Origin of the sequence: Actinoallomurus iriomotensis, from assembly GCF_030269445.1 — a bacterium.
Lineage (GTDB): Bacteria > Actinomycetota > Actinomycetes > Streptosporangiales > Streptosporangiaceae > Actinoallomurus > Actinoallomurus iriomotensis.
On sequence record NZ_BSTJ01000001.1, the window covers coordinates 1,076,560 to 1,095,120 of the forward strand.

The 18,561-nt window shown below is 71.1% G+C and carries 15 protein-coding genes; 9 read left to right on the forward strand and 6 right to left on the reverse strand.

The window, feature by feature from the left end; all coding sequences use genetic code 11:
• Positions 1–85: 85 nt before the first annotated feature.
• The gene (cimA, locus tag QSK37_RS05140; RefSeq protein ID WP_285569449.1) at positions 86–1,657 is read right to left on the reverse strand and encodes a citramalate synthase; all 1,572 of its coding nucleotides are present in this window, start codon (positions 1,655–1,657) and stop codon (positions 86–88) included.
• A gap of 375 nt (positions 1,658–2,032) precedes the next feature.
• Between cimA and QSK37_RS05145 the strand changes: the two genes are divergently transcribed.
• Positions 2,033–2,617 (forward strand): Uma2 family endonuclease, encoded by a 585-nt coding sequence (locus tag QSK37_RS05145; protein WP_285617903.1) that lies wholly within the window; start codon positions 2,033–2,035, stop codon positions 2,615–2,617.
• A 13-nt stretch (positions 2,618–2,630) separates the two neighbouring features.
• Here the strand turns inward: QSK37_RS05145 and QSK37_RS05150 are convergent, their stop codons facing one another.
• The 3 genes from QSK37_RS05150 to QSK37_RS05160 all read right to left on the reverse strand — a co-directional run bounded on the left by QSK37_RS05150 (position 2,631) and on the right by QSK37_RS05160 (position 6,142).
• On the reverse strand, positions 2,631–3,728 hold the full coding sequence (locus QSK37_RS05150) for a branched-chain amino acid aminotransferase (protein ID WP_285617904.1): 1,098 nt from the start codon (positions 3,726–3,728) through the stop codon (positions 2,631–2,633).
• 143 nt (positions 3,729–3,871) lie between these two features.
• A complete protein-coding gene (locus QSK37_RS05155) occupies positions 3,872–4,918 on the reverse strand; it encodes a 3-isopropylmalate dehydrogenase (RefSeq protein WP_285617905.1) in 1,047 nt (348 codons plus the stop codon).
• Positions 4,919–4,987: 69 nt separating this feature from the next.
• Positions 4,988–6,142, reverse strand: a complete 1,155-nt coding sequence (locus QSK37_RS05160; RefSeq protein ID WP_285617906.1) for an ROK family transcriptional regulator — start codon at positions 6,140–6,142, stop codon at positions 4,988–4,990.
• A gap of 224 nt (positions 6,143–6,366) precedes the next feature.
• Between QSK37_RS05160 and QSK37_RS05165 the strand changes: the two genes are divergently transcribed.
• The 6 genes from QSK37_RS05165 to QSK37_RS05190 all read left to right on the forward strand — a co-directional run bounded on the left by QSK37_RS05165 (position 6,367) and on the right by QSK37_RS05190 (position 12,933).
• Positions 6,367–7,770 (forward strand): APC family permease, encoded by a 1,404-nt coding sequence (locus QSK37_RS05165; protein ID WP_285617907.1) that lies wholly within the window; start codon positions 6,367–6,369, stop codon positions 7,768–7,770.
• Positions 7,760–8,650: an ROK family protein gene (locus QSK37_RS05170; protein WP_285617908.1), complete on the forward strand. Its 891-nt coding sequence runs from the start codon at positions 7,760–7,762 to the stop codon at positions 8,648–8,650. Before QSK37_RS05165 ends, QSK37_RS05170 begins: the two co-directional genes overlap by 11 nt.
• 209 nt (positions 8,651–8,859) lie before the next feature.
• Positions 8,860–10,290, forward strand: coding sequence for an alkaline phosphatase family protein (locus QSK37_RS05175; RefSeq protein ID WP_285617910.1), 1,431 nt, complete (start codon positions 8,860–8,862; stop codon positions 10,288–10,290).
• A 28-nt stretch (positions 10,291–10,318) separates the two neighbouring features.
• Positions 10,319–11,440, forward strand: a complete 1,122-nt coding sequence (locus QSK37_RS05180; RefSeq protein WP_285617911.1) for a YncE family protein — start codon at positions 10,319–10,321, stop codon at positions 11,438–11,440.
• Positions 11,441–11,556: 116 nt separating this feature from the next.
• The gene (locus QSK37_RS05185; RefSeq protein WP_285617912.1) at positions 11,557–11,916 is read left to right on the forward strand and encodes a hypothetical protein; all 360 of its coding nucleotides are present in this window, start codon (positions 11,557–11,559) and stop codon (positions 11,914–11,916) included.
• A 51-nt stretch (positions 11,917–11,967) separates the two neighbouring features.
• The gene (locus tag QSK37_RS05190; RefSeq protein ID WP_285617913.1) at positions 11,968–12,933 is read left to right on the forward strand and encodes a helix-turn-helix domain-containing protein; all 966 of its coding nucleotides are present in this window, start codon (positions 11,968–11,970) and stop codon (positions 12,931–12,933) included.
• On the opposite strand, the gene QSK37_RS05195 is transcribed toward QSK37_RS05190, so the two are convergent.
• On the reverse strand, positions 12,851–14,101 hold the full coding sequence (locus QSK37_RS05195; RefSeq protein WP_285617914.1) for an MFS transporter: 1,251 nt from the start codon (positions 14,099–14,101) through the stop codon (positions 12,851–12,853). The genes QSK37_RS05190 and QSK37_RS05195 overlap by 83 nt on opposite strands.
• A 472-nt stretch (positions 14,102–14,573) precedes the next feature.
• Entirely contained in the window at positions 14,574–16,163 is a 1,590-nt protein-coding gene (gene serA / locus QSK37_RS05200) for a phosphoglycerate dehydrogenase (protein WP_285617915.1), read from the reverse strand.
• Between the two features lie 194 nt (positions 16,164–16,357).
• Here serA and QSK37_RS05205 point away from each other — a divergent pair, with 194 nt between their 5' ends.
• Entirely contained in the window at positions 16,358–17,032 is a 675-nt protein-coding gene (locus QSK37_RS05205; RefSeq protein WP_285617916.1) for an SseB family protein, read from the forward strand.
• A gap of 93 nt (positions 17,033–17,125) precedes the next feature.
• Complete coding sequence (locus QSK37_RS05210; RefSeq protein WP_285617917.1) at positions 17,126–18,553, forward strand: CehA/McbA family metallohydrolase; 1,428 nt, start codon at positions 17,126–17,128, stop codon at positions 18,551–18,553.
• The last annotated feature ends 8 nt before the right edge of the window (positions 18,554–18,561 follow it).

Genomic DNA, 18,561 nt, shown 5'->3' on the forward strand with positions numbered 1-18,561 from the left:
CTGCTCGTTGCCGACCGCGTCGGTCCGGGGCCGGTGAGGCGGTGGCGAAGGAGAGGCTGACCGCCGCGCCGGGCGCGGACAGCGCTTAGGCCGGTGTGTGGCCGGCGCGCAGGAGGCAGTACGTCACCGACTCCTCCAGGGCGTCCCAGGACGCGGCGATGACGTCGTCCTGTACACCGACCGTGCCCCACTCCCCGGTCGAGTCGCTCGACTCGATCAGCACCCGGGTGCGCGCCTCCGTGCCGTGGGTCCCTTCGAGGATGCGGACCTTGTAGTCGACGAGTTCGAGCGCGGAGAGCTCGGGGTAGATGCGTTCGAGCGCCAGCCGCAACGCGCGGTCGAGGGCGTTGACCGGGCCGTTGCCCTCGCCGGTGGCGACGATCCGCTCGCCCTTGGCGTTGAGCTTGACCGTGGCCTCGCTCATGAGCGTCCCGTCGGTGCGGCGCTCGACGATGGTCCGCCACGACTCGACGGTGAAGAACCGGGTCCGCGCGCCCTCGACCTCCTCGCGCAGCAGGAGTTCGAACGAGGCGTCCGCGGCCTCGAAGGTGTACCCGGAGGCCTCCAGCTCCTTGACCCGGCCGACGACCTGCTTGGCCTTCTCGCCGGACAGCTCGTACCCGAGCTCGCGGCCCTTGAGCTCCACCGACGCCCGGCCGGCCATGCTGGAGATCAGCATCCGCATGTCGTTGCCGACGAGTTCGGGGTCGATGTGCTGGTAGAGCATCGGGTCGACCTTGACCGCCGAGGCGTGCAGGCCCGCCTTGTGCGCGAACGCCGAGGTCCCGACGTACGGCTGCTGCGACGAGGGCGCGACGTTCGTCACCTCCGACACCGCGTGGGCCACACGCGTCATCTCGCCGAGCCGGACGCCGAGGTCGTACCCCCGCTTGAGCTGGAGGTTGCCGACCACGGTGAACAGGTTGGCGTTCCCGCTGCGCTCGCCGTACCCGTTGGCGCATCCCTGCACATGCGTCACTCCCGCGCTCACGGCCGCCAGCGTGTTGGCCACCGCGCAGCCGCTGTCGTCGTGGCAGTGGACGCCGAGGCGCGCGCCGGCCTCGGCGACGGCGGCGACCACGTCGGCCAGCTCGTCCGGGAGCATCCCTCCGTTGGTGTCGCACAGCGCGACGACGTCCGCGCCGGCCTCGGCCGCGGTCCGTACGACCTCCAGGGCGTACGCCGGGTTGGACCGGTAGCCGTCGAAGAAGTGCTCGGCGTCGAGAAAGACCCTCTGGCCCTCCGTACGCAGGTGGGAGACCGTGTCGCGGATCATCGCGAGGTTCTCCTCCAGAGTCGTACGGAGGGCCAGCTCGACGTGCCGGTCGTGACTCTTGGCGACAAGGGTCACGACCGGCGCGCCGGACTCGCGCAGCGCGGCCACGAGTGGGTCGTCCGCGGCCTTCGCGCCGGCCCGGCGGGTCGCGCCGAACGCGGCGAGCTGCGCGTGCTTGAGATCGAGTTCGGTCCGGGCGTGCCGGAAGAACTCGGTGTCCTTGGGGTTCGCGCCCGGCCAGCCGCCCTCGATGAAACCGACCCCCAGATCGTCGAGGTGACGAGCGATGGCGATCTTGTCGGCCACAGAGAGGTTGAGGCCCTCCTGCTGGGCCCCGTCACGAAGCGTCGTGTCGTAGACGTGGAAGCCGTCGTCATGCATGGGGTATGAGTCCTTTGGGATACGAGAGGCGCACTGCTCCGAAAAGCAAAATGACCCCTCACGGACGTGAGAGGTCTGCGCGCCGGCGATGTGGTGCTATCAGCCGACGCGCCCGCCGATAATGAGAAGGCCGCAGCGCATGATGCGATCGAGTCTGCCACATGTGTACGACAAGTGACACCTCGCGTTCCACACTCTGAGACGAGATCAGATCCGGGCAGGCCGGGCGCGGCAGGCGACGCCGACGGCCGCATGCGGATCCAGCGAGGAATCGAAACCACACTCGAATCTCCGGGACAGAACGCCATCCCCGCCGCTACGTTCCGTCGTCGAACGGACACGAAGGATAGAGATGCGGGGGGAGATGATGGCAGCATGTCCATCGTGCTGGAGACGCCGACGGACGCCGAGACGGGCGAGGGCCCTTCTCTCGAAGAGCGCTACCAACAGCTCAGCGATCAATGGCCGGACCGCAAGGTCGAGATCGTCGATGACCGGATCGTGGTGAGAGAAGTGCCCACCACGCAACACGCCAAGCTCATCTTCCGCCTGCTGCTCCAGCTCATCCCGGTGATGACCGAGCGGGGTTGGGAGGCATGGAACGACGTCGCGCTCTTCCTCGGCCCGCAGCTGGGCCGCTACCGCCCGGACGTCCTGGTCGTGCCGCCCGACCCCGGGCTCTGGGGCGAAGGCCACGTGTTCGGCAAGGACACCTTGCTCGTCGCCGAGGTCGTCTCCAAGAGCAGCGCGCACGACGACCATGAGGTCAAGCCGCGCGGATGCGCCCGCGGCAAGGTGCCGCTCCATCTGGTGATCGACACGTTCGCCGGACGGGTACGGCTGCTCAGCCGGCCCGGCGACAAGGGATACGACCACGAGGTCGAGGTGAGGCTCGGCGAGCCGCTCGAACTGCCCGCCCCCTGGAGCCTCACCCTCAACACCGCCGTTCTCGGCGGCTGACCTCAGGCGCGGGTCAGGCCGTCTTGTGGATCCAGCCGTACGAGTCGGTGCGCTCGCCGTACTGGATGCCGACGAGTTCGTCGCGCAGGCGCATGGTCACCGGGCCCGGCTCGCCGGAGCCGACCAGCCACTCGCCGTTGGTGCCCTTCACGCGCCCGACCGGGGTGATCACCGCGGCGGTGCCGCACGCGAAGACCTCGGTCAGCTCGCCCGAGGCGTTGCCCTCGCGCCATTCGTCGGTGGAGATGCGTCCTTCTGTGGCGGGGATGCCCAGGTCGGGGGCGAGTTGCAGCAACGAGTCACGGGTGATGCCGGGGAGCAGCGTGCCGGTGAGGGCCGGCGTCATGATGCGGGCGTCCGCTCCCGAGCCGTACACGAAGAAGAGGTTCATGCCCCCCATCTCCTCGACCCAGCGGTGCTCGGTGGCGTCGAGCCAGACCACCTGGTCGCAGCCCTCGCGGACCGCCTGGGACTGGGCGACGAACGCCCCGGCGTAGTTGCCGCCGCACTTGGCCGCGCCGGTGCCGCCGGGAGCGGCGCGGGTGTAGTCCTCCGAGAGCCAGACCGAGACCGGCTTGATGCCGCCGGTGAAGTACGCGCCGGAGGGCGAGGCGATGACGACGAACATGAAGGAGGACGAGGGGCTGTTCACGCCGAGCCCGCGCTGCGTGGCGATCAGGAAGGGGCGCAGGTAGAGGCTGGAGTCCACATTGGTGGGGACCCAGTCGCGGTCGGTGTCGACGAGGAGCTCCAGCGAGCGGACGAACAGCTCCTCGGGCAGCGGCGGCATCGCCATCCGCTCGCAGGAGGTGTTGAAGCGCGCGGCGTTGGCGTACGGCCGGAACGTCACGATCGAGCCGTCGGCCTGGCGATACGCCTTGAGGCCCTCGAACAGCTCTTGGCCGTAGTGGAAGACGGCCGTCGCCGGGTCCAGCGTCAACGGCCCGTACGGCTGCAGACGCGCGTCGTGCCAGCCCTCTTCCTCGGTCCACTGGATGGTGATCATGTGGTCCGTGAAGTACTGGCCGAAGCCGGGGTTGTCGAGGATCCGTTGCCGTTCCTCGGCCGGCGTACGGTTCTGGGAGAGCCGGATGTCGAAGGTGTTGCTCATCAGGAGGTCCTCTCGCGGCGCGGCCCCGTGCCGCCCTTGCCCATCTTTTCTTATTTTGACGTCCTACTATCTCCTTCGTCACGGCAGCGCTAAAAGGGCGCGCCGTGGGGCGCGCCCGGAGATGTCCGAAAGGAAGGCGCGCCCTAGCCGGCTACTCGCTCGGCGATGTCGTCGCCGGCCTCGCGGGTCGAACGCGCGGCCCAGGCACCCTGCCGCTCGATGATGTCGTCGGCGACGGCCTGCTCCACCCGGCGGGCCTCGTCGGCCAGGCCGAGGTGGTCGAGCAGCAGCGCGACGGACAGGATCGTGGCGGTCGGGTCGGCCTTGCCCTGCCCGGCGATGTCGGGCGCGCTCCCGTGCACCGGCTCGAACATGCTCGGCGCGGCGCCGGAGGGGTTGAGGTTGCCGCTGGCGGCCAGGCCGATGCCGCCGGCCACCGCCGCGCCCAGGTCGGTGATGATGTCGCCGAAGAGGTTGTCGGTGACGATGACGTCGAAACGTGCCGGCTGGCTCACGAAGTACATGGTCGCGGCGTCGACGTGGCAGTAGTCGACGTCGATGTCGGTGAACTCCTTGGCCACGGCATCGACCGTACGCGACCACAGGTCGCCCGCATAGACCAGGACGTTGTTCTTGTGGACGAGGGTGAGCTTCTTGCGCGGGCGGCGGGCCGCGAGCTCGAACGCGTACCGGACGGTCCGCTCGACGCCGAAGGCGGTGTTGATGCTCTCCTGGGTCGCGATCTCCTGCGGGGTGCCCTTGCGGAGGACGCCGCCGGCGCCCGCGTACAGGCCCTCGGTGCCCTCGCGCACGACCATCATGTCGATGTCCTCGGGCCGGACGCCGGCCAGCGGCGTGCCGACGCCCGGGTAGAGCCGCACGGGACGCAGGTTGATGTAGTGGTCGAGCTCGAATCGCAGCTTGAGCAGCAGGCCGCGCTCCAGGACGCCGCTCGGCACGCTCGGGTCGCCGACCGCGCCCAGCAGGATCGCGTCGTGGCCGCGAATCTCCTCGAGCGTCGCGTCCGGCAGCACCTCACCGGTCTTGTGCCAGTAGGCGGCGCCGAGTTCGTACACCGTCTGCTCGATCGTGAGGCCGAGCGCGTCGAGGACCTTGAGGCCCTCGGCCACGACCTCGGGGCCGATGCCGTCACCTGGGACCACGGCGAGCCTGATGCTGCGAGAAGCCATGGAGGTACCTTAGCGGAGCGTCTCAGTGCCTGAACACTCGTCTCACACCATGAACCGACACTAAGGGCCCTAAGCGGACCGGTCGCCGGCGATGGCCCGGTCGAAGACGAGGGCTCGGGCCGTGGCCAGGCCGGTCGCCAGGGCGCCCAGCACGACCGCGTCATCGCCCAGGGGCGACACCTCGATCCGCGGCGGGCCCAGCGGCGTCATCGCCTCCAGCCGCTCGCGGACCGCGCCGAGCAGAACGTCCGCGCCGTGTCCGCCGATGCCGCCGCCCAGCACGATCAGTTCCGGATCGAGCAGTGCCACGACCCCGGCCAGGGCGTGGGCGACGTGGTCGGCCTCGTGCACGACCGCGTTCACGGCGACCTCGTCGCCGTCGCGCGCCTCGTCGAAGACCCGCTTGGCGGTGATCCGTCCGGACATGCCGAGCCGCTGGGCCGTCGCGACGACGCCGGGGCCGGAGGCGACCGACTCGAGCATGCCGTGCCGGCGGGTGCCGGGGGCGTGCGCGAGCGGGTCGGCCTCGCCCATCGGCAGGAACGCGATCTCCCCGGCCGCGCCGCGGGCACCCCGGTACAGCTCGCCGTCCACGATGATCCCCATGCCGATGCCGGTGCCGATCGACACGTAGACGAAGTGCCGCAGCCCGGCGCCGAGGCCGTACCCCTGCTCCCCCAGGGCGGCCAGCGCGATGTCGTTCTCGATCGCGATCGGCGCCGGCAGCCGCTCCGCCAGCCGCCCGATGACGCCGGGGCGGTCCCAGCCGGGCAGGTTCGGCGCGAGCAGGAGACGGCGGTGGTCGGCGTCGTGCACGCCGGGTGTGCCGAGCACGATGTTGGTGATCTCGCCGTCGGCCGCCGCGGCGAGGTCGTCGACGATGCGGCCGAGCCGGTCGATCAGCGCGGTGGCGCCGCCGGCGCGCGCCGGGACGTCCTCGCGTACGGCGATCTCTCCGCTCAGGTCGACGAGCGCGGCGCGGATCCACTCGCGGCCGACGTCGAGTCCGATGACCCAGCCGGCCTCGGGGCGGATCTCGTAGAGCGCCGCGGCGCGTCCGGCGTTTCCGGTGCGATGGCCCACGGAGAGCACGAGCCCGGCGCGCTCCAGGTCGGCCAGGGCCAGGGAGATCGTCGGCTTGGACAGGCCGGTCGCGGCGGCGAGCTGGGGTCGCGACACCGGGCCGAGCACGCGGATCCGGTCGTACACGGCCCGCTCGTTCATGATCCGCAACACACTCGTGGTGTTCGCGGTGGGATTGACGTTCCCCGTCCCACCAGTCCCCGTCGACACGTGTCCCCTCCGACGCCGATCTGCACAAGCTGGCATATCACGTAACGGTCCGCCTTGGGCGGCCCCGATGCGGTTTCTTTGTTAGGAAGTCTCCCTTACCTTGAGGGGAGACATCTTCCCTGGGTATGGCGACCCCCGGTGAACGGAGAGCATCCATGGCGAGTCCCACCGCGCCGTCGTTCGAGCGGCGCCTCGGGCTGTTCCAGGCGACGACCGTCAACATGACACAGATGTGCGGCGTGGGACCGTTCGTCACCATCCCCCTCATGATCAGCACGATGCAGGGGCCCCAGGCGATGTTCGGCTGGGTCGTCGGCGCCCTCATCGCGATCGTCGACGGGCTGGTCTGGGCCGAGCTCGGCGCGGCCATGCCGGGCGCGGGCGGCACCTACCTCTACCTCCGCGAGGCCTTCCAGTACCGCACCGGGCGGCTCATGCCCTTCCTGTTCGTCTGGTCGGCGGTGCTGTTCATTCCGCTGATCATGTCCACCGGCGTCATCGGTCTCGTGCAGTACGCGGGATACCTGTGGCCCTCGCTCGTCCACGGCGGCGGCCTGTCCGCCAAGGGCCACCTGGTCGCCCTCGGCGTCGTCGTGCTCGTGGTCATCGCGCTGTACCGGCGCATCGGCGACATCGGCAAGCTGACCTCGTTCTTCTTCGTGGTCATGCTCGTCTCCGTGCTCGGCGTGATCTTCGCCGCCTTCACGCACTTCAGCCCGCACCTGGCCTTCACCTTCCCCGAGAACGGCGGCTCGAAGTTCTTCACCGGCCTGGGCGCGGGCCTGGTCCTCGCCATCTACGACTACCTCGGCTACAACACGGCCGCCTACCTCGGCGCCGAGGTGAAGAACCCGGGGCGGGTGATCCCGCGCGCGATCGTCATCTCCATCCTCGGGATCATGGGGCTGTACTTCCTGCTCCAGGTGGGCGTGCTCGGCGTCGTTCCGTGGCAGCAGGCCCAGCACTCCAGCTCCGTGGCCTCGCTGGTGCTGGAGACGGCGTGGGGCAAGGGCGCCGCGCAGATCTTCACGGTCGGGATCATCGTCACCGCCTTCGCCTCCGTGTTCGCCGGCCTGCTCGGCGGCTCGCGGGTGCCCTACAACGCGGCGCGCGACAAGGTGTTCCTGTCCTGGTTCGGACGGCTGCACCCGCGCCTGAACTTCCCGACCGCCGGACTGTTCGCGATGGGGATCATCACGGCGGTCGGCAGCCTCTTCACGCTGACCGACGTGATCAGCATGCTCACCGCGGTGTTCGTGCTCATCCAGTCGGTGGCCCAGGTCGTCGCCCTGACCGTGCTGCGCCGGCGGCAGCCGACCCTGCCCCGGCCGTACAAGATGTGGCTCTACCCGCTGCCCAGCATCGTCGCGCTGGTCGGCTGGCTCTACATCTACAAGTCGGCGGGCACCAAGCCGATCCTGCTGTCCATCGCATGGCTCGCGGCCGGTGTCGTGGCCTTCCTGATCTGGGCCCGCGCCGAGCGGACCTGGCCGTTCGGCCCCAAGGAGATCAAGGAGTCGTTCCTGCCGAACGCCGAGGAGGCGGTCCATGAAGCATGATGAACAGGCCGGTTTCGTCCTCGGCATCGACTTCGGCGGCACCAAGATCGCCCTTGCCACCGCCACGACGACCGGTGAACGGCTGCGGTACACCCGCATCGAGACCCGCGCCGCGGACGGCGCGGAGGAGGTGCTGCGGCGCACGCTCGACGCCGCACACCGGCTGGGCGACGCGACACCCGGCCGTCTCCGGGCGGCCGGGATCTCCACCTTCGGCGTCGTACGGGACGGGCGGGTGCACCTGGCGCCCAACGTGATCGGCTGGGACGACCTGCCGCTGCCCGCGATCCTGCGCGAGGGGCTCGGCGTGACCGCACTGGAGATCGAGAACGACGTCAACGCGGCCGCCACCGCCGAACTGGACTGGGGCGCGCTCCAGGGCACCGACGTCGGCCTGTACGTCAACCTCGGCACCGGCACCGGCGCGGCCCTCATCGTCGGGGGCCGCGTCGTGCCCGGCATGCACGGCGCGGCGGGCGAGATCGGCTACCTGCTGCGGGAACCGGGCGAGCCGGGGTACGCCCACGGCCACGCTCCGCTGGAGGAGTACACGTCCGGCAGCGGCCTGGCCGCGCGCGGCACGACGCTCCTGCGCCGCTCGGTGACCGCCGTCGACCTGGCCGCCGGCCGGGACGAGCCCGCCATCGCGAGCCTCCTGGACGACGCCGCCGCCACGCTCGGCATGACCGTCGCCAACCTGGCCACCTTCCTCGACCCCGAGCGCGTCGTCGTCGGCGGGGGCATGGCGAACGCCTTCCTGCCCGCGATCCAGAGCGCGGTGGAACGGGCGGTGCCGTTCCCGCCTCCGGTCGAGGCGGCGCGGTTCCTCGACGACGCCCCGCTCATCGGCGCCATCGCCCTCGCCGTCGCGGCGCTCTGAGGCGCGCCTTCCCGCTCGTCAACCCACCCGGACCGCATTACCCCATGCCTGTCCGGGTCCGGCCATAACCCTATTCTTCGAGCTCTTTAACACCTTAATGTCCCGGCAGATGATCATCACTGCCAGTTGACTCATCCTGTCAAGCCGGGCTTCCGCAATGCCATTTCGCATGGTATTTTCCGGGCGCCCGCGGGCCGGGAGCGTGTTAGATGCCTGATTTGACCCGTCGTCGCCTGTTCAGTGCGGCGGGCGCCACGGCCGCGGCGGCATTCGCGGCGGAATTCCTGCCGCCCAACGTACGACGCGCCGTCGCCGAAACGCCCGCACACGTGAGCGGAAAACTCCACGACATCGAGCATGTCGTGATTCTCATGCAGGAGAATCGCTCGTTCGACCACTACTTCGGGACCCTTCCCGGCGTTCGCGGCTTCTCCGATCCGGACGCGCTCACGCTGGACACCGGCAGGTCGGTCTTCTACCAGCCCGACGTCGAGAACCCCGCCGGCTACCTGCTTCCCTTTCACCTGGACACCCGCAGGACCAGCGCCCAGGCGATCCCGTCGACCAGCCACGCGTGGGCGGTGCAGCACCAGGCGTGGAACAACGGGAAGATGGACCGGTGGCTGCCCGCACACCGGGCGGCCGACGGCGCCAACGGCCCCTATGTCATGGGGTACTACACCCGCGAGGACATCCCCTTTCAGTTCGCTCTCGCCGAGTCGTTCACCATCTGCGACAACTATTTCTGTTCACAGATGGGACCGACCTGGCCGAACCGGCTCTACCTGATGAGCGGGACCATCGACCCGGGCGGCACCATGGGCGGTCCGGTCACCAGCAACAAGGACCCGGTCCCCTACCAATGGAAGACCTATCCGGAGGCGCTCACCGAGGCGGGCATCGACTGGAAGGTCTACCAGGAGGTGGACAACTACGGCTGTAATGTGCTGGAGTACTTCGCCTCATTCCAGAACGCCGGCGCGCAGTCCCCGCTCTTCCGCAATGGGTTGCGCACCTATTCGGCCGGGCAGTTCGAATACGACGCGGCGCACGACCGGCTGCCGGCGGTCTCGTGGATCATCCCGACGAGTTACCAGTCCGAGCATCCCGACTACACGCCTGCGGCCGGGGCGGACTTCGTGGCCAGCAAGATCGACGCCATCGCGTCCAACCCGGACGTGTGGCGCAAGACGGTCTTCATCCTCAACTACGACGAGAACGACGGGTTGTTCGACCACGTCCCGCCTCCGGTGCCGCCGCCGGGCACACCGGACGAGTTCGTGCAGGGGCTGCCCATCGGCGGCGGCTTCCGGGTGCCGTGCGTGATCGTGTCGCCATGGACCGTCGGCGGGTGGGTCGCCCGCGAGGCGTTCGACCACACCTCCACGCTGCGCTTCCTCGAACGGCTCACCGGAGTGCGGATCCCGAACCTGAGCGCGTGGCGCCGGTCCGCGTTCGGCGACCTGACCTCGGCGCTCGGCATGGCGACCCACGCTCGCCCGCCGCGGCTGCCGCACACGAAGCGGCGGCTGAGGCAGGCGGTCGAGGAGATCGCGACCCTGCCCTCGCCGCAGTTCCCCGGCGGCGTCCAGACGCCGCCACGGCAGGAGAAGGGCCCGCGGCCACGGCCGCGGGGCTGAACCGGCAGACGAGAAGGGACTTTCGACCGTGCTGAAGCAGATCTCACGGCGGCGGCTCCTCGCGGCAGCGGGCGCGGCGGGCCTCGTCATGCTGGCCGTGCCGGCGAGTGCCGCCCTCGGGCTGACCGGGTCATCGTCTCCGCAGGCGAGGCCGAGCCCGACGAACAGCGCTCCCGGCGGGCCCAAGTGGGACGCGCCGTCATCGCCGGGGGCCAGGCGCGCCACCGCCGGCTACCTGGCGTACGTCGCGCTGGCCGGCGGATACAACGTGTCCACCGTCGACGTCGCCTCCCACACGATCCTGGCCACGGACATCAAGACCGACGCCGCCCAGGGCGTGGCCGCGACACCGGACGGCAAGAAGCTCTACGTCGCGAACACCGGCCAGTACGACGTGCTCGCCGTCGACGCCGTCAGCCATGCCGAGCGGACCGTCCACGTCGGCCCGTACCCGAAGGACGTCGCGGTCTCCCCCGACGGCACGAAGGCGTACGTGGCCGTGACCGGCGGTGACAGCGGGCCGGGCGGCGCCGACACGGTCGCCGTGATCGACACCGCGACCGACACGGTCACCCACCGGATCCGGGTGGGAACGGCGCCCCGGCAGGTCGTGTTCAGCCGGGACGGCGCCCGTGCGTACGTGACCTGCGACGATCGCATCTCCGTCATCGACGTGAAGAAGGATCGAGTGATCGACGCCTTCCGCGACGACGCGGGACCGCGGGGCGTCGCCGTCGATCCGGCCGGCCGGACCCTGTACGTGACGGAGCCGCTCGCCGGGAAGGTGGCGGTGATCGACGCGGACACCGGCCGGACGCGGCAGCGGATCACGGCCGGGGACCAGCCGTGGGCGGTCGACGTGACGCCCGACGGCTCCCGGGCCTACGTGACGCAGATGAACGACAACACCGTCGCGGTGGTCGACACGGCGAGCCGGAGGATCACGGGTGAGATCGCCGTCGGGAAGCTGCCCGAGTCGGTCGCCCTGACGCCGGACGGCACGCAGGCGTGGGTCGGCAACGGCTTCTCCGGCAGCGTCTCGGTGATCGACGTGGCCTCCGGCCAGGTCGTCGCCACGGTCGTGGGCGGCACCGGAACCAAGCCGCTCGACGCCGCACCGCTCGGTATCGCGTTCGCCAAAGCACCGTGAGCCGCCGCACTGTGACGCCCTGCCACGCCGCCGGGGGCTTGACGCGCGAAACCCCGCTGTGGACGCTGAACGGGGAGGTGCGACATGGGGCGCGATCACGTGTGGGGCCGGCGATCGTGAGCAAGGACGACGGACCGTTCGGGGGCGTGCTGGCCCCCTGCGACATGTGCCTGGAAGTCGGTGAGCTGGTCACCCTGGACGGGCGGCCGCCACAGGTGCTGCGGGTGGGCGAGTGTCCGCAGTGCCACGGGTCGGGGCACGTCCACATCGACTGTGAGGAGCACGAGGTCGACGACGTCGTCCGCGGCCTGCCGCCGACCCGAAGACAGCTCGCCGTACGCCGCATGGTGGCCGGCGTCGGCATGTGCACCGACTGCTTCGGCGCCGGCGCGGTCGCCCAGATCGACTGCGACGCCGACCGCTCCCCCGTCCGGTACACCGAGGTGCCCTGCCCGACCTGCGGGACCGGTGACTGACTCGACCATCGAACGCTCCGTCCGTAACAGTACGGTCGTACACTTCCGGACATGAGCTCGGTCGCGCTCGCGCTCCACGACGGCATCACGATCTACGAGGTCGCCGCGGTCTGCGAGGTCTTCGGCGTCGACCGCGGGATCACCGACCGCTGGTACGACTTCACCGTCTGCGGCCCGGGCGACGTACGGTTCGGCGGCTGGTTCCGGGCCGAGGCGCCGCAGGGGCTGGACGGGCTCGCCGCCGCCCGTACGGTGATCGTCCCCGCCTGCCGCGACGTCTCCGAGGATCCGCCCGCCGACCTCGTCGCGGCGGTACGGAAGGCGCACGAGGCGGGCGCACGGGTGGTCTCGATCTGCACGGGGGCGTTCGTGCTGGCCGCCGCCGGGCTGCTCGACGGACGCCGGGCGACGACGCACTGGCTGCACGCCGGGCGGCTCGCCGCCCGGTATCCCCGCGTGACCGTCGACCCGGACGTCCTCTACGTCGACGAGGGCGACGTCCTCACCTCCGCCGGCAAGGCCGCCGGGATGGACCTGTGCCTGCACCTGGTCCGGCTCGACCACGGTGTGGCCGTCGCCAACGACCTGGCCCGGCGCCTGGTCGTGCCGCCGCACCGGCCCGGCGGGCAGGCCCAGTTCATCCCCGCCCCGGTCGCCGCGGGCGGACCCGGCCGTCCGCTCGCCGACCTGCTCCCGTGGGCGCTCGCGCGGCTGGACCGGCCGTTGACCGTCGAGGACCTCGCCCGCGCGGCGAACATGAGCACGCGCAACCTGGCTCGGCACTTCAACGCCGCGACCGGCACGACGCCGCTGCGGTGGCTGCTGACCCAGCGGATCCACCGTGCCCAGGAGCTCCTGGAGACCACCGACGACAGCGTCGAGCGGATCGCCGCCCGCACCGGCATGGGCACGGCGGCCACGCTGCGGCGGCACTTCAACCGCGCGATCGGCGTACCGCCCGACACCTACCGGCGGACGTTCCGCGACGGGCCCGCGGAGCCGTCCACGCCAGCGTGACGGCGGCGAGCCCCGCCACGACCAGCAGCAGTACGCCCGGGGACGCGAGCCGTCCGGCCGCGGCGAGCGGGAACGGCAGTACCAGGCCGACATAGGAGACCGCCTGGTACGCCGCGGTGAGCCCGGCGAGGTGCTCGGGCCGGGCCAGACGCTGCACCTCGGTCAGACCGCAGACCTGGCAGCAGCCGTACCCGGCGCCGAGCACGAGCGCGGCCACGACCACGAGCCACGGCCGTACGACGGCGGCGGCCAGCGCGGCGACGAGAAGGCCGGCGACGACGAGGGTCAGCGAGGTGGCGACCAGGCGCACGGGGGCGCCGTCCATCCGGCGCGCCAGCGGCTGCGCGAAGATGCCGGCGAAGGCGGTCAGCAGGATGACCAGGGCGCTGAAGACGAGCTCGTACCCGCCGAGCCGTGGCCGGACCACGCCGGGCAGGTAGGCCAGCGCCACGGACGCGGAGCCGAACACCCACGGCGCGAGCGGCGCCACCACGCCCCGGAACCGGGGTTCGCGCAGTTCGGGCAGGCGCAACGCCCGCAGCATCCCGCCCGGGGCGCCCAGCCGCGTCTCAGGGGCGCGCAGCACCGCCGCGAGGGCCGCGACGGTCAGCACCAGATGCGGCGCGTACGGCAGCACGGTGGGCGCGGGCGCCCACTGGGCCAGCACGCCGGCGGTCAGCGGGCCGAGCCCGAAACCGGCGCTCATCGTGACGGTCAGCCGCCGGGGGGCGTGAGCGGCGTCGCCGGAGGGTCCGAGAGCGGACAGTTCCTTGATCCAGGCCGCGCCGGAGCTGAAGGCCGCGCCACCGGCGACACCGGTGAGCAGGCGACCGGCGAACAGCCAGCCGACCGCTCCCCCGCCCAACATGAGCAGGGAGGTGGCGAGGACGGACAGGGCGAGGACGGGAGCCATGACGCCCCGGCGGCCGAACCGGTCCGAGACGGGGCCGCCCAGCAGCAGTCCGGGGATCAGTCCCGCGACGTAGAGGCCGAAGGCGGCCCGGACGGTGGTGGCGGTGAGATGCAGGCGGCCCTGGTACATCAGCAGGAGCGGCGTGAACTGCTGGGCTCCCCAGCCGGCCGCCACGACGGCGAGCCCGGCCGGCCACCACACGCGGGGCGTCGCCGGGCGCCGCGCGGCGGGGATGACGTGCGCTGTGTCGTACATGCCGCTCATGCTGGCGGCGGGGATGACGGTCGACGACCGTCGCAAACGCCAACATGCGCACGGTTTCGGACACCCGCGAGAAACGAACGGCGCCCCACCGGCGTCGTGCCGGCGGGGCGCCGTTCAGGTCGTCACTTGCTGGCGGCGCCGCCGTTGTCGCGGCGGTCCAGGGCGATCTGGATCGCGCGGGCGGCCTCTTCGGCGGCGTCTTCGGCAGGCTTCAGCACGTACATCGAGTCCATGGGATACGTCTCCGTGGATGTCGAGAGCGATCGGGACGTTCGGCCAGCGGCTGACTCCGCGGCGGGTCGCCGGCCCACCCGAAGGATCAGGCCCCGCCGCGGCTGCGAAGGATGAACACGGAGCGCCGCATGACCATTACCACGGTACCCGCGGCCCTCGGTGATGTCTCGACTCACGGTCAGAAATCCCACTATGTGAGACGCGGACCGCGAAATGCCTGGTAGACGGCTTATGTGTCCAGGTCGACCCGTCGTCCCTGGTCGGCGCCGATCTCGGCCGCGATCGCCTCGGTCAGGTCCGGGCCGAGCGCCGAGTCGACGGACAGCGCGATGAGCGCCTTGCCGCCCTTGGCGTTCCGGCCGACCTGCATGCCCGCGATGTTGATGCCCGCGTCGCCCAGCAGCCGGCCCACGACGCCGACGATGCCGGGCCGGTCGGTGTAGGTGAAGAAGCCCATGTGCGCGGTCGGCGCGATCTCCATCGGGTAGCCGTTCACCGCCACGAGCCGTTCGGCGTGCCGGGGCCCGGTCAGCGTGCCGGACACCGAGACGACCGCGCCGTCGGCCATCGTGCCGCGCACCGTGATGAGGTTCCGCCAGTCGGGACTGTCCTCGCCGGCGGTGAGCGTCACCTCCACGCCGCGGTCGCGCGACAGCAGCGGCGCGTTCACGTACGTCACCGAGTCCTCGACGATGTCGGTGAACGCGCCCTTGAGCGCGGCCAGCTCCAGCACCTTCACGTCGTGCCGGGCGATCTCGCCGCGCACCTCCACCTCCAGCCGCGCCGGCACGCCGCCCGCGAGCGCGGTGAAGACGCGGCCGAGCTTCTCGGTGAGGGGCAGGCCCGGCTTGACCTCCTCGGCCGCGACGCCGCCGCGGACGTTGACCGCGTCCGGCACGAACTCCCCCGACAGCGCCAGGAGCACCGACCGGGCGACCTGGGTGCCGGCCCGCTCCTGCGCCTCGTACGTGCTCGCGCCCAGGTGCGGGGTGACCACGACGTTGTCGTGGTGGAACAGCGGGCTGTCGGTGCACGGCTCGCTGCGGAACACGTCGATGCCGGCTCCCGCCACCCGCTTCTCCTTCAGCGCCAGGTCCAGGGCGTCCTCGTCGACGATGCCGCCGCGCGCGGCGTTGACGATCCGCACGGACGGCTTGACCATCCGCAGCTCCCGGTCGCCGATCAGCCCGAGCGTCTCCTGGGTCTTGGGCAGGTGCACGGTGATGAAGTCACTCTCGCGCAGGAGCTCGTCCAGCGGCACGAGCCGTACGCCGAGCTGGGCCGCGCGCGGCGCCTGGATGTACGGGTCGTAGGCGATGACGTTCATGTCGAAGGCGGCGAGCCGCTTGGCGACGAGCACGCCGATGCGGCCGAGGCCGAGCACGCCGAGCGTCTTGTCCCGCAGCTCGACACCGGTGTACCGCGACCGCTGCCACTCCCCTCGCTTCAGCGCCGCGTGCCCCTGCGGGACGTTGCGGGCCGTGGCCAGCAGGAGCGCGATCGCGTGCTCGGCGGCCGTGACGATGTTCGAGGTCGGCGCGTTGACGACCATGACGCCGGCCTGGGTCGCCGCCTCGACGTCGACGTTGTCCAGGCCGACGCCCGCACGCGCGACGACCCGCAGCCGCCGTGCCGCCGCGAGCACCTCCGCGTCGATCCGGCTCGCGCTCCGTACGATGATCGCGTCGACGTCGGCGACGGCCGCCAGCAGCTGTTCGCGGTCGGCGCCGTCGGCGCGGCGCACCTCGAAGCCGGGCTCGAGCAGGGCGATGCCGGCGGGCGACAGCTCCTCGGCGACGAGGACGACGGGCTTGCTCAACGTGGGCCCCCTTGTGACGGTGCTTCCCCTGTGACGGGGATCGCTTACCGACTCTCCGGCGGCGGGTGCCATGAGCGCAATGCGCGTAACCACAAGCGGCCGACGGCGCCGTCGGCCCGACCAGGAAAAGGCGTGTCCGGAACCCGTGCCCGTACGGCCGCGGGAGGTGCCGCGTACGCACTAGTGTCGGGCGCATGGCGAATGGAAACCCGAAGCTGGCCGACGTCCTCACGCAGCGCGGAGAACCCGAGGAGATCCTGCGCGCGCTGGTCGACGGCGGGGTGCTCATCGTGACCAACCCCGACGGCTCGGTCCTGGTCGGGCAGCTTGAGGACGAGAGCGTGGTGCTGGCCGCGTTCACCTCTCCCGACAAATACTCAGAAAAGCCCGAGAACGAGACTTTTCAGCAGGCTGACGCCGCGTTGCTGCTGGAGATCGCGCGTACGGGCGACGTCGAGGCCCTCGTGGTCGACCCCGAGGGCGAGGACGCGGCCCTCATCCCGTTCAGCGACGTGCAGGGCTTCCTGATCGCCCAGGGCATGAGCGTGGACGAGGACGTCGAGGTGGCGTTCCGGCCGAGCGAGCACGAGCTGGTGCCCAGCCTCCAGGAGGGGATCGCCGCGCGACTCAAGGACTTCCCCGCGGTCGAGCGGGTGTGGATCTCCGACGTGCGGATGCCCAGCGGCGTCGAGGGGATCATGCTGCACGTCATGGTGCAGGAGGGCGCCGACCCGCAGCTGGCCAACGAGCTGCTCCAGTCGACCATGGAGGACCTGCCGCCGAGCAACGTCCCGGTCTTCGCGCACATCGGCGACGAGGAGACCGAGGGCTTCCTCACCGAGATGAACGCCACCGTCGTACGGCGCTAGGGACTCTGAGGCGGGTGGCCGGTCCCGGCCGCCCGCCTTCTCGCCCCCGCGCCGGACGATCAAGATCGACCCTGTCGGCCGAGGGGAGATCTCATGTCCGCCGCACTGGACCGGAGAAGGTTCCTGCTGGTCACCGGGGTCACGGGCGCGGCCGTGACGCTTGACCCGCTGCGCTTCGCCGCCGCCGAGGCCGGCGCGGAGCAGACCCTAACGATCTCCGGCCGCTTCGAACCGGGAGCGCCCGACTGGGTGTACGTCCCGGTACGGGTGCCGCCCGGCGTCCGCTCGATCGCGGTCTCCTCCACCTATGACCGGCCCGCCGTGCCCGCCGGCGTGCCCGGCAACGCCCTGGACCTCGGGGCGTTCGACGAGACGGGCTTTCGCGGCTGGTCCGGCGGGGCGCGCGACTCGTTCACGATCAGCCGTTCCTCCGCCACCCCCGGCTACCTGCCCGGTCCCGTACGGCCCGGCGAGTGGCGCGTAACCCTCGGGCCGTACACGGTCGCGCCCCAGGGCATGAACTGGACGGTGACCGTGACGCTGCGGTTCGGCGAACCCGGGCCGGCGTTCGTGCCCTCCCACGCACCGACGCGTGCGAACGGCCGGGGCCGCGCCTGGTACCGGGGCGACATGCACCTGCACTCGGTGCACTCCGACGGCGCGTGGCTGCCCGAGCAGATCGTGGCCGGCGCCCGTACGGCCGGACTGGACTTCATCGTCTCCACCGAGCACAACACCTCCAGCGCGGCCGGCATCTGGGGTCATCACGCACGCGAGGACCTGCTCATCATCGACGGCGAGGAGATCACCACCCGCAACGGCCACTACACCGCGCTCGGGCTCCCGCCGGGCACGTGGATCGACTGGCGGTACCGCGCGGTCGACGGCGTGATCCCGCGTTTCCTCAAGGAGATCCACCGGCACGGCGCGCTGGCGGTGGCCGCCCACCCGTTCTGCCCGTTCGTCGGTTGCCAGTGGAAGTTCGGCTACGACCAGGTGGACGCCATCGAGGTGTGGAACGGTCCGTGGACGCTCGACGACGAGGCGGCCCTGCAGATGTGGAACGGCCTGCTGGTCGAGGGACGCCGCTGGATCCCGGCCGTCGGCGACAGCGACTCCCACAAGGAGGGCCAGGTCATCGGCCTGCCACAGAACGTCGTACTCGCCGACGACCTGGAGCGTGACGCGATCCTGTCGGCGGTGAAGGCGGGGCGGCTGTACGTCGCGGAGTCCTCGGCGGTCGCCCTGTCGTTCACGGCCGCCGTGGGTTCGCGTACGGCGGGGATCGGCGAGCGCCTGAACGCCGCGCCGGGCGATCAGGTCGAGGTGTCGGTACGGACGGAGGGCGTGCCGACGGGCATGATCCGCCTGTTCACCGACGAAGGCCAGGTGTTCGAAGGCCCGGCCGGCACGGCGACGTGGCGGACGACACCACGCGTGTCACCGTACGTCCGCGCGGAGGTCCGCCACCCGGACGGCTCCATGGCCGCCCTCACCAACCCCATCTTCCTGGGCCACTGAGCCGAAGA